The following is a 14598-nucleotide window of genomic DNA, read 5'->3' on the forward strand; positions in this document are numbered from 1 at the left end:
CGTCAAGAAGCGCTCGGATTCGTCGAGTAGACCGTCGTCAACGACGCCTCCTCCAGAACATGGCCGTCCATGACCCCCAACAGCTCGTCTCGGGTGAATCCCGGTGACAGACCGAGCGATTCGATGTCGAGCGCGCTGACGGTGAAGATGTACCGGTGGGGGATCGCGTCATTCCACGGAGGTGCCGGCCCGTCGTAGCCGTGCCACACTCCGGAGAGGTCGGGGTCGCCCTTGGTCCAATCGGTGTAGCTGTTCACGCCGTGGATACCCACCGGCGCATCGGGGCCTTTCCCTCTCGGAGTGACCTGAGACGAGTGAGACCCCTCTGCGATCTCCGTGATGTCCGCAGGCACATCCGCAAGCAGCCAGTGGACGAAATCGATGCGCGGCAGGTCGGCGGAAACCTCCCGTCCCTCCTGATTCACATCTTCACCGCTGCTCGGGCAGTCGGGATCGATGCAGGTCACAACGAACGACTTCGTTCCCTCCGGCACATCACTCCACGACAGGTGAGGGTTGCGGTTCGACGACAGATGGGTGCGTTCGTCGGGATCGGGGGCCGCAAACACGAGGCGGTCATCCGCTCGTTCGCCATCGGCGAATGAGTTGCTTACCAGTTCCATGGCTACCTCCTTCGTCAGTCCTGCGACAATACTGCCATGCAAGCAGCGTGTCTCATCCTCGGAGCGGGACAGGACGGAGGAACTCCCCAGGTGGGGGAACGACACGGGGTGGGGCCCGATCGCTCGGCATCGTCGATCGTCGTCCGCTCACCCGCTGGATCCATCGTTCTGCTCGACGCTTCGCCCGACTTCCGGCCGCAGGCAGCCCGGCTCGTTCGCTGGTATCACTACCCACCGGACCGGTCTCGGGTCGTCGACGCGGTTGTGGTCACCCATGCCCATATGGGTCACTACGCGGGTCTCCTGCATTTCGGCACAGAAGTTTCCGATACGCAGGGGGTGCGGCTTCTCGCGACACCGGGATTCCAGTCGTTCATCGCCGCAAACGAGCCATGGAGCACGCTGATCACCCGAGGGAACCTGCTGCCGGAAACGCTCGCGCCGTCGGCGACTGTCGACGCGTCGCTCGAGATCGTCGGGATCGCAGTGCCACACCGCGCTGAGTACACCGACACCATCGCCGTTTCGGTCCTGAGCAAGGGCCGCCCGTGGCTCCTGTATGTCCCCGACATCGACGGCTGGGAGGGCTGGCCACGAGCTGCCGAGGTCATCGCGGAGCACGACATTGCCCTCCTGGACGCCACCTTCTCGTCGGTTGAAGAGCTCACCAACCGGGACTTCGCACAGGTGCGGCACCCGCTCGTACCGGACACCATCGACCGGTTCGCCGATCTGACCGACTCGACACGCATCGTGCTGACCCACATGAACCACACGAATCCCCTCGCCGACGCCGGATCGACGATCGCAGCGAAGGCGCGGGCAGCAGGGTTCGAGGTGGCAATGGACGGCATGGAGCTCGCTCCATGAACGGACACGATCGCTTCCTCGCCGGGCATCTCCTGGTCGCGACGCCCCTGATCGGCACGCTCCCGTTCTACCGGTCGGTTGTGTTCATCGGCGAGCACGACGAGCACGGTGCCCTCGGATTGATTCTCAACAAGCCGTCCGAGTTGGCCGTCGCCGAGGTGTTGCCTGACCTCGCCGCTAAGGTGTCGGCCCCTCGGGTCGTGCACATCGGGGGACCGGTCCAGGTGGATGCCGCCATGGTGCTTGCCCACTCAGCGACGGGGGATTTTGCCATGGGCACGGTCTTCCCCGATGTGGGACTCGTCCCTCCCGACGACCCTCCCGACGACGCAACGGACCTGCGGGTGTTCGCAGGCTTCTCGGGATGGGATGCTGGGCAGCTCGAAGGCGAGATCGCAACCGGATCATGGTGGGCAACACCGGCGCACCACGACGATCTTTTCGTACCGGACACCGACGATCTCTGGGTGACGATGGTGAGACGCCTGCCGGGTCGTTCGGCCCTGTATGCCAGTTTCCCGCCGGACCCACGATGGAACTGACCGCGAAGGTGACGCTGGGTCTTGGAGCGGGCCACTAGCCTGCCGACATGGCCACCACCGTCCCGAAGCTCCGACCGTCGCTGCGGGCCCGCTCCCCGAAGACGGACCTCGAGCGTGCCCTATGGGCTTCGGGACGCGAGGTCGTTGTGGGCTTCGATGAGGTCGGCAAAGGCGCCTGGGCCGGTCCGCTGACGGTCGGCGCCGTCGTGATCCCAAAGGATCACCGCATGTACAAGATCAGGGACTCGAAGCAACTCACCGAAGACGAGCGTGAGCGCATCCTCGATCGGGTCACGGACTGGGCACAGGCATGGTCGGTCGGGCATGCCTCTGCGGTCGAGTGCGACGAACTCGGCATGTCGGCCGCCCAGCGGGTCGCCACCCACCGCGCCATCGCCGCCCTCGGTACAGACTTCGACCACGCGTTGGTCGACGGCAAATGGGACTTCGTCGGGAGGGGCAACACCACGACGATTGTCAAAGGCGATCAGCGGTCGTTGAGCATCGCAGCGGCATCGATCGTCGCCAAGGTGACACGGGACCGCATCATGCGTGCCGCATCAGCCGAGTACCCGTGGTACGCGTTCGATTCGAACAAGGGGTATCCGTGCCATCGGCATCGCGCCGCTCTCGCGTCACTCGGTCCTTCAACGGTTCACCGCCGTTCATGGGCTTTCATGGCGTCGCTCCCATGGGAAGGTGTCCCGGGATGCGAGGCTCCTGTTGAAACCCTGAGGATGTTCTGACCGCACGCGGGCATCACGCGAAGCCCTCATTCGCTCGGGAGTTTCCGGCCCAACGGTATCGTCGGTGCACAGCCGAACAAGAGGACTCCATGGCACACTCGATTGCCCCGGGCAAGCTCGATCCGAACGACTTCCTGCAAGTCGATCATCTCCTCGAACCCGATGAACGGCTCCTTCGTGACACGGTTCGCCAGTTTGTCAACGACCGGGTGGTCCCGTATGTCGCCGACTGGTTCGACGACGGGGTCTTCCCGACGGATCTCGTCACCCAGATGGGGGAGATGGGACTTCTCGGCATGCACCTCGAGGGATACGGCTGCGCCGGAACGAGTGCGGTCGCATACGGCCTTGCCTGCACCGAACTCGAAGCTGGCGATAGTGGCGTTCGCAGCTTCGTGTCCGTCCAGGGATCGCTCGCCATGTATCCGATCTGGGCATTCGGCTCCGAGGAACAGAAGCAGGAATGGCTGCCGCGTATGGCAACCGGCGAGGTCATCGGCTGTTTCGGTCTCACCGAGCCGGATTCTGGCTCGGATCCCGGGTCGATGCGGACCAACGCCAAGCGTGACGGCGATGACTGGATTCTCAACGGCACGAAGATGTGGATCACCAACGGCTCCATTGCTGATGTTGCGATCGTATGGGCGACCACCGACAATGGCATCCGAGGGTTCATTGTTCCAACCGACACGCCCGGGTTCGTCGCGAACAAGATCGAGAAGAAGGTTTCCCTTCGGGCATCGGTGACTTCGGAGCTCGTGATGGACAATGTGCGCCTCCCACCCCACGCCCTTCTTCCGAATGTTGCAGGGCTCAAAGGGCCGCTTTCGTGTCTCAACGAGGCCCGATTCGGGATTCTCTTCGGTGCGGTGGGTGCAGCACGGTCGTGTTTCGACACCGCGCTGCGGTACGCACAGGAACGGGTCCAGTTCGACAAGCCGATCGGTTCGTTTCAGCTCACCCAGCGCAAGCTTGTCGAGATGCTCATCGGTGTCAACCAGGGCATGCTGCTTTCCTTGCACCTCGGACGGAAACGGGACGAGGGAACCCTTGCGTCAGAGCATGTCAATTTCGGAAAGTTGGTCAATGTGCGCATGGCGCTCGATGTGGCTCGGGAGGCGCGAAGCATCCTTGGGGCGAACGGCATCACCCTCGAATACCCGGTGGTACGGCACATGAACAACCTCGAGTCGGTCTACACCTACGAAGGCACGAACGAAGTTCACACGCTCGTGTTGGGCCAGGCGATCACCGGGCTGTCAGCCTTCAGCTGACCGACGATTCAGCCCCGCATTGCTGACAGGGCGATGCTCGCAAGCTTCGCCTTGGACGGCTCGTCACAGTACGCGATCAGCTTCTCGCCGACGACATGCGCCTTGCGGTTCGTCACGAAGTACACCATCTTCGGTCCGAGGTGGAATTCCCCCTTTGTGAAGGTCCGAGGGGCCTCCGCGAACGGCCCGCGGACGATCGATTTGAGCGGCCTGTCGAACATCAGGGCGTTGTGAACGACGCCCGTTCCGCTCTGGATGTCGGTTCTCGCATGGCCCGGACGCGCGCCCCATGCGCATCGACCGAGGAAGTAGGCAGCACCCGACCAGGCGTTGACCGTCACGGTGCCGTAATCGAGGTCCGCGATGGCTCGCTCGACCGCAGCGGCGTAGGCTCGCTCGGTCTTCGGATCCACGATGATGTTGGCACCAAGCGTTCCATTCAGGCGATCGTTGGCGAACGCGACGGCATTCATGAGGAAGGAGGCTGGGTCGGCTCCCGGAAGCTCCGTGACAGCAAGCATCGGGGCGAAGATCTCGTGCCCGAACCAGGCATGGCTGGCACCGTTCGGATCGACATGAGTGACCAGAAAGCGCGAGCCCTCGTCCCCGAACGCTTCCACGACACCAGACGCAGCAACGGCACGCTCGCACCGCTCCTTTGCGCCGGGGTAGTAGGCGGGACGATCGTCGGCTTCGCGCATCACCGCGCGTACCTCATCGAGGAATGCACCTTTCTGGTCCCACGCCCTCGGGAGTACCAGGACCTGTGCAGCGACGCAATTGAAACCCGAATTGTGCAGCTTCTGGCTGACGACATGTTCGGCTTGGAAACGAAGATCGCGCTTCGACCATTGGCCTGGTGTGACGATGACAGGGGTGACACCGCCGAGTTCCGCCGAGAGGGGCTTGGTGTTGACCGGAGCGTCTGAAAGCCGATTGGCCTCACCGTCGGCGCCGCGACCGAAGACGATGGCGTTGTAGCTCGAGGAGCTACCCGTGATGTGGATCGAATCGACGAGTTCGTGTTCCGTGAGGTATGCCCCGACATCGGCGTCCCCGTAGACGAAGCCGACATACCCATCGTCGATCATCTCGGCGAAGACCGACTCGAAGAAGGATCCGAGGTAGTCATTGACCGGATTCAGCTTGAGGATCGCCGTCTTTCCCTCGACGAACAGGGCATAGATGACATCGAGAACCGGTATCGACGAGATGTTCCCCGCGCCGAGGACCACTTGGAGGTTTCCCTTGCGGTCGTCGGCGTGCGACCGGTAGAAGGCGGCCGCCGACTCCTCGATTGTCTCGATGGTGCTCCCTTCCTGCATCCATACCTCGGCGGTGATCCCCGAAAACAGCAGCCCCTCGTCGAAGTTCTTCGGGAACACATCGACCGCAACGAGACCGCTCGGCAGGGTTCGAGTCGCGTACCCATCGAGTACCGGTACCCCCGTTGCGAGCCGAACGAGGGTCGCTCGAAGGTCCTTGAGGTACCACAGGACGGAGAAGGGACCGCTCGTCCACTCCTCTCCTGCGACCGGAGACGACATGGAGAGCCCCTTGGCCTTCACCGCGGCCTCGACCCAGGGTCGCGCGACCTTCACGATTGCATCCTTGAGACCGTCGAGGTGCCGGATCTTGTCATCGATCGGAAGGTCCGCCCACCGGTTCTTCGCATCGCTGAGCCGTCCGATCGTGGCGTCCATGTGGGTGGTATCCATGGGTGCAATCTACTCGCCTTTCCGATGAGGCACCTGCGCGGCCAGGAGCCGGGTAGGATCGGCTGATGGACATCGATGGGACCGCGGCACTGGTCACCGGGGGAGCGTCGGGACTCGGTGCGGCGACAGCTCGCCGCCTCGCGTCGGCAGGTTCGCTCGTGACCATTGTCGACCTGAACGCAGAGGCGGGGGAGGCACTCGCCTCCGATCTGGGAAACGGAGCTCGCTTCGTTGCAGGGGATGTGACCAGTGCTGATGACATGGAAGCTGCCGTAGAGCTCGCGGGGGTAGCGGCGCCTTTGCGTATCGCGGTCAACTGTGCAGGAATCGGACTCGGGGAACGCACGATCGATCGTGATGGCCGCCCCGCCGACCTCGCCCGGTTCACCCGTGTGGTGACCATCAACCTCATCGGCACCTACAACACGGCCACGCGTGCGGCCGCCGCGATGAGCAAGACCACACCGGTCGCCAACGACGAACGGGGTGTCATCATCAACACGGCTTCGGTCGCGGCGTTCGAAGGGCAGATCGGACAGACGGCATACTCGGCGTCAAAGGGCGGCGTTGTCGGCCTGACCGTGCCGATGGCGCGAGACCTCTCCTCCGTCGGCGTGCGCGTTGTGACCATCGCCCCCGGGGTGATCGATACCCCGCTGCTCGGCGGCCTCAATGAGGACATGCGGACAGCGCTTGCGAGCTCCGTCCCGTTCCCGAAACGCCTCGGAACACCGGACGACTACGCCGACCTGGTTCTCGCGATCGTCCGCAACGGCTACCTCAACGGGGAGACGATCCGCCTCGACGGTGCGCTGCGGATGGCTCCCCGCTGACGCGTTCAGGTTCGGTGTTGGAGCACCCATGTGTACATCGCGACGCCACTCGCGACACCGACATTGATGCTGCGTGTCGAGCCGAACTGGCTGATCATCAGCACCTCTTCGCATGCGGCCAGCATCTCTTCGGAAAGGCCCGGCCCTTCCTGTCCGAAGACGAGACCGCAGCGTGCAGGCAACCGAGCATCCTCGAGAGGGCTCGCGGACGGAATGATGTCGATACCGACGAGCGGCAGCTTGATCGCTTCCGCGAAGGCGACGAAGTCCGCCACGGTGGCATGGTGTTCGATGTGCTGGTACCGGTCGGTGACCATCGCCCCGCGCCGGTTCCAGCGTCTCTTCCCGACGATGTGAACCGTGTGCGCGGCGAACGCGTTGGCGTTTCTCACAACCGTTCCGATGTTGAAGTCGTGTTGCCAGTTCTCGATCGCGACATGGAACGGATGCCGTTTGCGATCGAGGTCCTCGACAATGGCCTCGCGGGTCCAGTACCGGTAGCGGTCCACGACATTGCGGGAATCGCCAGCGGTAAGGAGCTGCGGGTCGTACCTGGGATCGGTTGGCAGCGGTCCGGGGTACGGGCCGACGCCGACCGTCCTGTCCCCATCAGTCACGGGCGCCCACGGTGATCCCACAGAGCTCTTCGAGTGCCTTGACGAGCGCGTGGTTGCCCTCGGACCCGAGCCCACGCGTCTGAAGGGCGCGGTAGAGCTGGAACACAAGGGAGGTGCCTGGCACCGGAACACCGAGATCGTCTGCCGTCTCGAGGACGAGTCGTAGATCCTTTTGTTGAAGGTCGACGGTGAAACCCGGGCTCCAGTCGCGTCTGATCATCTGTGGACCACGATTCGACAGCATCCACGACCCGGCCGCTCCTCCCTCGACGGCGGCGAGCGTCGCTTCCAGGTCCAGCCCCCCGGCCTGTGCGAGCAGAAGGGCCTCGGACACGGCGAGTTGGTTCACGACGACGAGAACCTGATTGATGGCCTTGACGAGTTGGCCGGCACCTTGCGGGCCAACATGGGTAATCGTGGTGCCGACAGCCTCAAGGAATGGTCGGGCCCGCTCGATGTCGTGTGCATCGCCGCCGATCATGATGCTCAGCGTCCCCGCCACCGCACCTTCAGCGCCGCCGCTGATCGGAGCATCGAGCCAAGCGCCTCCCGCATCGTTGATGCGAGTCGCGAAGGCCCTCGTTGCCGCTGCTGAGATCGTCGAGTGGTCGATGATGAGCGCGTTGTCCTGTATGCCGGCAGCGAGACCGTTCGTGCCGAAGACGACTTCCTCGACATCGGGGGTGTCAGAGACACAGATCATCACGACGGTGTTGGATTCGGCGACAGCCGCAGGGGTGTCCACTCGGAGAGCACCCTTGGCGACGAGGTCCTCGCCGCGTCCGGGGGTTCGGTTCCACATCGTCACCGTATGCCCGGCCTTCAGCAGGTTGTGCACCATGGCGTGACCCATGATGCCGATGCCGATGAACCCGATGGATCCCATGGAGATCTTCCCCTTCCGCCGATCAGTGCCGGATCGTTCGGTGCCACGATAGGGTGACGCTGTCGAGGGCGGTTCACCGTTGTCGCCCTGACACCCCTTCAGGTTCCGGATCGTGTGCCGATAGCAGTGGGGCCGACCGACCTATTGCTATATGTGGTCGATCTGCCACGCTATGTGGTAGCACCTTTGCTGGGAACACATGCTGGAACTCAATCAACATCGCATCTGTGACGAGGCGCCCGATCTGGTGAGCCACGGTATCCGCACGGCTCAGATCGCCGTCGCGATTGCGCGATTCATGGATCTTCCCCGTCATCAGGCAGATGTGATTGGCTTTGCTGCGCGGCTCCACGACATCGGGAAGACCCGTATCGATCCGGAGATCCTGAACAAACCTGGCCCACTCGATGCCGACGAGTGGGTGGAGCTTCAGAGGCATCCGCAGCTCGGCTATGACCTGCTTCGATCCCATGTGGATCCCGAGGTGGCGACGATGGTGTTGATGCACCATGAGCGTCTCGACGGTGGCGGGTATCCCGGCGCTGTCGGTGGGGGAAGGATCGACATGTCACTTCGCATTCTGCATGTGGCCGACGCCTACGACGCGATCACAAGCGAGCGCCCCTATCAGGAGGCGATGTCCGTCGAGTACGCGATCTCGGAGCTCACGGCACACATGGGGACGCAGTTCGATCCCGACCCGGTGCAGGCACTTCTTTCGATCGTCACCCATCAGGAGCATCGGTTCACCGAGACGATTCGGCCGTTCCGGGTCCCATCGACGCTCGCGGCGGTCAGCTAGCCCACCGGACCCCGCGGGTGAGGCCAGCGAACTCGGTTCGATCCGGCGACGGTTTCTGACAGTACGCTTCTGGCATGGAGTATCGGCATGCCCAGGTCACCGTCATTCCTTCGGTCCTCACCTTTGCTCTGCTGGCGAGCGTCCAGATCATCGTGGCTGTTGCCGGTGCCTTCGTGTGGTGGACGCTCATCTTCAGCATTGCGATCCTCCTCCTCGTCATGCACTTCGGGCGACTTGTGGTGACCATCGGATCCGGCGAGATCGCGGCGGCTTTCGGGTCAGGATGGCCCGTCGAGCGCATCGCTTTCGACGAGGTGATCGAGGCCCGCGTCGTTCGCAACCATTGGCTCGAGGGTTTCGGCATCCGAAAGGTCCGACGAGGGTGGATGTACAATGTCTGGGGCCTCGACGCGGTGGAACTTGAACGCTCGTCGGGGAAGGTGTTCCGGATCGGTACAGACGAACCGGACATGCTCAAGGCAGCGATCGATCTCCACCTCGTGAATCGCTAGGTCAACGGCCGTCTGGAGCTGTTCGGGCTCAGGGGGCAGCATCCTGATGACGGTTTGTCTGCCACGCGGACCGTTCAAGGACCAGTGAGACACCCAGACCAAAGACGAGTGCCCAAAAGAACCGGCCGAGCCCGAGCAGCTCGATGCGTGACACCGAGACGACGAACGCGACGAGGGGCCCGATGAGAAACGGGCCTTTCGTGATCTCACCGAGGGACTGCGAGAGGATGCCGAAGACCGCGAGTCCAACGATCGCATCAAGGAGGGCTCCCGGAATGAATGCGATGATTTCCGTCGCGAAGCCACCGGCGAGACCGATGATGATGCCCGCGATGGCGGCGATATAGCCCGCCCAATGCCTGAGGTCGTCGTCGCCAGCCTCGGCACCGGCGATGATGGCAGTCGACGGGAGCGACAGCGATACACCCATCGGGCCGAAGAAGGACCCGACGACCGTACCTGCTCCACTCACAAGTCCGATCGCCCGTTCGGGCGGCTCGTATCCATGCGAGCGGAGAAAGACGACAGCGGGGGCATTCGCTTGGAGCGTGATCAGCACGACGAGGACCGGCGTCACCGCTGCGATCGCACGCGGATCGAACACCGGAAGGGTCAGCGAAATGGGTGGCAGGATCGGTTCCGGCACCGGACCGGTGCTCGCGGTGAGGATCGCAACCACGACACCGGTTCCCAAGGCCGCCAGGAGCGCAGGGAAGCGGTCACCCCACATCGCACGGCTCACGAGGTACGCGACCAGCGTGGATCCGACAAGCAGCGTCGAGGCACCGAGCGCCGTGAAGGCGTCAGCAACCAAACCGAGCACGGCTCCTGCGAGGACGCCATGAACGATGGGAGGGGGAAGGAGTTTGGCGAGGCGATCGGTGAGTCCGGTCATCGCAAGGGCGAGAACGACAACACCTGCAGTCATGGTCGCGCCGACGAGCTGCGGCCACGATAGCTCACCGCCGAGGAGCAAGACGAAGATCAGGATGAAGACATTGCCGGTGATGGCAAGCGGCATCCGGTACACGGCGACGAACACCAACATGATGGCGCTCGGGAAACCCCATGCGATCAGGATCCAGGTCGAGGTTTGGGATGGGGAGAGCCCCAGTTCGGCGGAAGCCTCGAGTGGGAGGCTGACAACCGAGACATAGAACGCCGACAGGGCAAGGCCGGCTGAGAGCGGCCTGAGAAACCGATGCCGATGCGTGTACTCCACCACGGGAAGACTCTACCGAATCGGTTTCGTCTCAATTTTGGTTGCCTATTTGCGGGTGTGGTCTACGCTTCCGCGCATCTGAGGTAGGGGAGTGGTGGCGGCAGCCGCGGTCGAGATCGATGGCCTGAGAAAGGTCTATTCGACCTTGCGCGGCAAGGAGACGGTCGCGATCGATGCGCTCGATCTGCGCGTCCCGGTCGGCGGTGTTTTCGGATTCCTCGGGCCGAACGGTGCGGGCAAAACAACCACGATCCGATGCCTTCTCGGACTCGTGGCTCCCACGAGAGGCACGATGCGACTGCTCGGTACCGGCATCGACAATGGTCTTGCGTCGGTGATGGACCGCGTCGGGGCTCTCGTCGAGACTCCGAAGTTCTTTCCCGGCTTCTCAGGTCGCGTCAATCTCGAGCTCCTTGCCGCCACACGCAGTATCCCCGTGACGGAGGTCGACCGCGTTCTCGGCGAAGTCGGGCTGACATCAAGAGCGGACGACCCGTTCGGAACCTACTCCCTCGGTATGAAACAGCGGCTCGCCGTGGCGGGGGCCATCCTCAAGAAGCCTGAACTGCTGATCCTCGATGAGCCCGCGAACGGGCTCGACCCCGCGGGCATCAAGGACATGCGGGACCTCATCCGGCGGTACGGCGCGTCCGGAGCAACGGTGTTGGTGTCGAGCCATCAGCTCGCCGAGGTGCAGCTCATGTGTGATTCGGTTGCGATCATCAACCGGGGCAAGCTCATCACATCGGGACGGGTGGCCGATGTCCTTGCCAACGGGGGAGGAACGCTCCTTGTGACGATCAACGACCCACAGGGCGCTGCTGCGGTGCTCACCGCTGCGGGCTACTCGGTTCGGTTGAGCGACGCGCATCGTGAGACGATCCTCGTCGAAGCGGGCGAGAACGAAGCGTCGCGAGTCACGAAGACGCTCGCCGATGCGGGCCGCTACCTGCGGGGCCTGCGCGTCGAGGCCGCAACGCTCGAGTCCGTCTATCTCCAGCTCACCGGCGAGCAAGTGGATCAGGATCCTCCGGGGGATCCGTCGTGATGCGACTCCTCGTCATCGAATGGCGGCGCATGTGGGCACGGAGGCTTCCGCGGATGCTCCTCGCGTTGCCGGCGGTTGCCATCGTGATCGCCGGTCTTGTCACCTTCGTCACCCACAGTCCGGAGCCGCCAGACGAGAGCCAGATCGCACAGCAGATCGACGAGATGGTTCAGGAGTGCCGCCGATCCTCGATCCGGGAATGGGAGAACTGGGCAGACGGCAACAGCGACATCGATGACCCCGGATACAACGAGTACCTCGCACTATTCGAGTCCGGTGAGGAGATGGCCGACGACCAGTGCAATCCCGAAGCGTTCGGCGTCTGGATCGAGGACGGTCGTTTCTGTCTCGTGAGCCTCTACGAGCCAAACTTCGGGTATCGCCAGGGATGCCCTGATCTCGAGAGCGTCGAGGTCTACGAGTATGTGCCGGGTTGGACGACCATCAACGGTGTCGAGTACCGAACCCTCGCACCGATCCCGAGCGGCTTGGTTCCCCAGATCGGACTGTTCATGTTCGCCCTCGCCGCCATTCTCGGGGCGTCGTTCATCGGCGCCGAATACAAGTCGGGGACCGTCGAGACCGTGCTGTTGTGGGAGCCACGACGCGGAAGAGTGCTCGGTTCCAAACTCGCCGTCGCGGCCGTATCCGCGGCTGCGATCCATGTGCTGCTGCTCACGCTCCTCGTTGCCGTCATGGTGCCGTCGGGGCTCTGGAGGGGCAGTACTGCCGGTGTCGACGGCGATTTCTGGCTTGGTGTGGTCAAGGTGATCCTCCTCGGTGGTGTCGCGGCGGCGGTGGTCGCAACCTTCTCGCTGTCGGTTTCGGTCCTCACCCGGAACACGGTTGGGGGTGTCGCCGCGGCACTCGGATACTTCGCGGCGAGTCCGATCCTCAGCCTTGCCCTGTTCAAGGGTTTGCGACCCTTCGATTTGTCGGAGAACCTCACAGCCCTTGGGACCGGGGGAGAGGTCGGTCGGTTCGTGAGCGCGGGGGACTGGTACGACTCGGTGTACTCGCACGGGACCGCGATGGCTGCCGTTGCGGTCGGCGTCTACCTCGTGCTTGCCGTCGGTACGGCAGTGGCCGTGTTTGCTCGGCGCGACATCGACTAGTGCCGCCTTCGTTCAGCGCCGCGTTGCGATGTTCGTGGTGAGGGCGTCAAGCGCAGGTTTCGGGGTGCCGTCTTGCCGGATGAAGCCGATCGACCCGAGATAGGCCGCGAAACGATCGTCGGCAATGCCGTAGTAGTCACGATATGAGTCGATGGTTGCGTCGGCCGCGTCGCTCGACCAGGTGAATTCGATCAACGGGATCGCGTCGACATGGCGGTCCCACGCAGTGAAAGTCGCCTCAACGAAGGCTGCTTGTTGCTCCTCCGAACCGTCGAGCAACGAAGCGGTCGGATAGCCGAACTCAAGAAACATGACCGGCTTCGCTCCTGCTGCGTTGACCGCGTCGTCGAGGGCACGACCGACAGCCTTGGGATGCTTGGCGGAGAAATCCGATTCGATCAGGTAGTGGGTCAGGAGCACGACATCGGCCCGATCGTGGAGCTCCTGCACTTCGTCCCTGAACGGACCAAGGTACCCGTCGAGTGTGGTCTTGACCCCTACGGAATGCCAGGGAACAGGCGGTGAACGATCGGAATCGTTTCATCGAGGAACGCCCCATACTCGTCCCACCGTCCGGTCGCGGCCAAGTAGACATCGACCTCGTTCCCGACCGCGATGACGGGTATCTCGAGATGCTGCGCGTGCGCCGCCGCCCACGAAGCGAACAACTCGAATCGGTCGATGACCGCCGGATCGTCGAAGCGGGCGTCGGCAAGATCCGGTGGCAGCCGAGCGGCGACGGTGTCCACCACCGCGAGGCTGAGCGACACAGCGATGTGGTCGGTGGGATAGAAGCTGTCGGCGATACTGAGATAATCCGGTTCCGGTGCCAAGACACCGGGAACGGATTCGACCTTGTCCCACGGAAGATGCAGGCTCGTTGCACCGACGCCGGTTGCCTTCACCAAGGGATAGGTCACCTCGAACCCGGCCGCTCCGTCAGCGATGCTCATCGCCACGACACGGGTTCCGAGCGGCACCGGTTGCTGGACGATGCCGTTGTGGACCGTGGAAGGGAGCGGTGGCGTCGTCGAGCTCGCGGGCCCGCCGCCGGAGGTTGCCCCCGAGCACCCCGACACGACAACCGCGGCGACAAGCGCCGTCACGAGCCGTCTCACGGCACCCCTTCCGAACGGCCCCGTACCCAGGTGCCGACGCCGATGAGCGCGACCCCAACAAGGAAGAAGATCGCTGCAAGGATCCAATACGCCGGCTTCTGCCGTTCCGAGGAGTCCACAAGGAAGGCAGTCTCGACGGCCAGGGTGAGAACCCAGACGGTTCCGTAGGCAACGAATGCCCGCTTGGAGAATCCCCACACGGCACCAGCCACGAGCCCACCCACAACTGTCGCCGTCAGTACCATCGCCATTCCCCGGACTGTCGGGCATGCTACCGGCTACGGCGACTTGCGCTCTTCGTCACTTCGCAGGACGCAGAAGAGGTTGCCAGCGGGGTCGGCCATCACGACCCAGCCGGTCCCGTCGGGATTCCGGCGATCGGCAACCTGCGTGGCTCCAAGCGTCACCGCCCGTTCGACCTCCTGATCCCGTCGACGATCGGTTGGCACCAGATCGAGGTGGATACGGCCGTCGGATTCCTGGAGATCATCCACCTCGATGAACAGCAGCTGATGGCCAGACCGGGGATCGACGATCATGCATTCTTCGTCCCCGGCGCGGTTGGGATCATCCGGGATGTCCTCGAAGCCGAGGAAGCGCTTCCACCATTCGGAAAGCTCGAACGCATCGGTGCAGTTGATCGTCGTGTGCGACACACGGGAGGCCATGAGC

The 14598-nt window shown here is 63.5% G+C and carries 18 protein-coding genes; 9 read left to right on the forward strand and 9 right to left on the reverse strand.

Features of this window, described 5'->3' with window-relative positions; all coding sequences use genetic code 11:
• Positions 1 to 2: 2 nt before the first annotated feature.
• Positions 3 to 623: a YbhB/YbcL family Raf kinase inhibitor-like protein gene (locus R2823_08000; GenBank protein MEZ5176132.1), complete on the reverse strand. Its 621-nt coding sequence runs from the start codon at positions 621 to 623 to the stop codon at positions 3 to 5.
• A gap of 36 nt (positions 624 to 659) precedes the next feature.
• On the opposite strand from R2823_08000, the gene R2823_08005 reads away from it, so the two are divergent.
• The 4 genes from R2823_08005 (at position 660) to R2823_08020 (ending at position 4055) form a co-directional block, all read left to right on the forward strand.
• Positions 660 to 1493 (forward strand): MBL fold metallo-hydrolase, encoded by an 834-nt coding sequence (locus R2823_08005; protein MEZ5176133.1) that lies wholly within the window; start codon positions 660 to 662, stop codon positions 1491 to 1493.
• Positions 1490 to 2035 (forward strand): YqgE/AlgH family protein, encoded by a 546-nt coding sequence (locus R2823_08010; GenBank protein MEZ5176134.1) that lies wholly within the window; start codon positions 1490 to 1492, stop codon positions 2033 to 2035. The genes R2823_08005 and R2823_08010 overlap by 4 nt, the downstream gene beginning before the upstream one ends.
• A 47-nt stretch (positions 2036 to 2082) precedes the next feature.
• Entirely contained in the window at positions 2083 to 2781 is a 699-nt protein-coding gene (locus R2823_08015; GenBank protein ID MEZ5176135.1) for a ribonuclease HII, read from the forward strand.
• An 89-nt stretch (positions 2782 to 2870) separates the two neighbouring features.
• On the forward strand, positions 2871 to 4055 hold the full coding sequence (locus tag R2823_08020; GenBank protein ID MEZ5176136.1) for an acyl-CoA dehydrogenase family protein: 1185 nt from the start codon (positions 2871 to 2873) through the stop codon (positions 4053 to 4055).
• Between the two features lie 8 nt (positions 4056 to 4063).
• On the opposite strand, the gene R2823_08025 is transcribed toward R2823_08020, so the two are convergent.
• Entirely contained in the window at positions 4064 to 5773 is a 1710-nt protein-coding gene (locus R2823_08025; GenBank protein MEZ5176137.1) for an aldehyde dehydrogenase family protein, read from the reverse strand.
• A 65-nt stretch (positions 5774 to 5838) separates the two neighbouring features.
• Here R2823_08025 and R2823_08030 point away from each other — a divergent pair, with 65 nt between their 5' ends.
• Positions 5839 to 6606 (forward strand): SDR family NAD(P)-dependent oxidoreductase, encoded by a 768-nt coding sequence (locus tag R2823_08030; protein ID MEZ5176138.1) that lies wholly within the window; start codon positions 5839 to 5841, stop codon positions 6604 to 6606.
• Positions 6607 to 6611: 5 nt separating this feature from the next.
• Here R2823_08030 and R2823_08035 read toward each other — a convergent pair whose 3' ends face one another.
• Both R2823_08035 and R2823_08040 read right to left on the reverse strand, forming a co-directional pair.
• The gene (locus R2823_08035) at positions 6612 to 7223 is read right to left on the reverse strand and encodes an RNA methyltransferase (GenBank protein MEZ5176139.1); all 612 of its coding nucleotides are present in this window, start codon (positions 7221 to 7223) and stop codon (positions 6612 to 6614) included.
• Positions 7216 to 8109: an NAD(P)-dependent oxidoreductase gene (locus R2823_08040; GenBank protein MEZ5176140.1), complete on the reverse strand. Its 894-nt coding sequence runs from the start codon at positions 8107 to 8109 to the stop codon at positions 7216 to 7218. Before R2823_08040 ends, R2823_08035 begins: the two co-directional genes overlap by 8 nt.
• Positions 8110 to 8308: 199 nt before the next feature.
• Between R2823_08040 and R2823_08045 the strand changes: the two genes are divergently transcribed.
• Together R2823_08045 and R2823_08050 are read left to right on the forward strand one after the other, a co-directional pair.
• On the forward strand, positions 8309 to 8911 hold the full coding sequence (locus R2823_08045; protein ID MEZ5176141.1) for an HD domain-containing protein: 603 nt from the start codon (positions 8309 to 8311) through the stop codon (positions 8909 to 8911).
• A 74-nt stretch (positions 8912 to 8985) separates the two neighbouring features.
• Positions 8986 to 9423 carry a hypothetical protein gene (locus R2823_08050; GenBank protein MEZ5176142.1) on the forward strand — a complete coding sequence of 146 codons (438 nt, stop codon included), beginning with the start codon at positions 8986 to 8988 and terminating at the stop codon, positions 9421 to 9423.
• A 28-nt stretch (positions 9424 to 9451) separates the two neighbouring features.
• Here R2823_08050 and R2823_08055 read toward each other — a convergent pair whose 3' ends face one another.
• Positions 9452 to 10645: a benzoate/H(+) symporter BenE family transporter gene (locus tag R2823_08055; GenBank protein ID MEZ5176143.1), complete on the reverse strand. Its 1194-nt coding sequence runs from the start codon at positions 10643 to 10645 to the stop codon at positions 9452 to 9454.
• A gap of 94 nt (positions 10646 to 10739) precedes the next feature.
• Between R2823_08055 and R2823_08060 the strand changes: the two genes are divergently transcribed.
• Both R2823_08060 and R2823_08065 read left to right on the forward strand, forming a co-directional pair.
• Positions 10740 to 11693: an ABC transporter ATP-binding protein gene (locus R2823_08060; protein ID MEZ5176144.1), complete on the forward strand. Its 954-nt coding sequence runs from the start codon at positions 10740 to 10742 to the stop codon at positions 11691 to 11693.
• Positions 11693 to 12808 (forward strand): ABC transporter permease subunit, encoded by a 1116-nt coding sequence (locus R2823_08065; protein MEZ5176145.1) that lies wholly within the window; start codon positions 11693 to 11695, stop codon positions 12806 to 12808. The genes R2823_08060 and R2823_08065 overlap by 1 nt, the downstream gene beginning before the upstream one ends.
• 12 nt (positions 12809 to 12820) lie before the next feature.
• Here the strand turns inward: R2823_08065 and R2823_08070 are convergent, their stop codons facing one another.
• From R2823_08070 to R2823_08085, 4 genes are read right to left on the reverse strand one after another with little or no spacing between them, the layout of a single operon-like run.
• The gene (locus tag R2823_08070; GenBank protein MEZ5176146.1) at positions 12821 to 13258 is read right to left on the reverse strand and encodes a hypothetical protein; all 438 of its coding nucleotides are present in this window, start codon (positions 13256 to 13258) and stop codon (positions 12821 to 12823) included.
• A gap of 47 nt (positions 13259 to 13305) precedes the next feature.
• Entirely contained in the window at positions 13306 to 13926 is a 621-nt protein-coding gene (locus R2823_08075; protein ID MEZ5176147.1) for a lipoprotein, read from the reverse strand.
• Positions 13923 to 14177, reverse strand: a complete 255-nt coding sequence (locus R2823_08080) for a hypothetical protein (protein ID MEZ5176148.1) — start codon at positions 14175 to 14177, stop codon at positions 13923 to 13925. The genes R2823_08075 and R2823_08080 overlap by 4 nt, the downstream gene beginning before the upstream one ends.
• A gap of 27 nt (positions 14178 to 14204) precedes the next feature.
• Entirely contained in the window at positions 14205 to 14594 is a 390-nt protein-coding gene (locus R2823_08085) for a VOC family protein (GenBank protein MEZ5176149.1), read from the reverse strand.
• Between the last annotated feature and the right edge of the window lie 4 nt (positions 14595 to 14598).

The sequence above is a fragment of the Acidimicrobiia bacterium genome, from assembly GCA_041393965.1.
Classification (GTDB): domain Bacteria; phylum Actinomycetota; class Acidimicrobiia; order Spongiisociales; family UBA5794; genus UBA5794.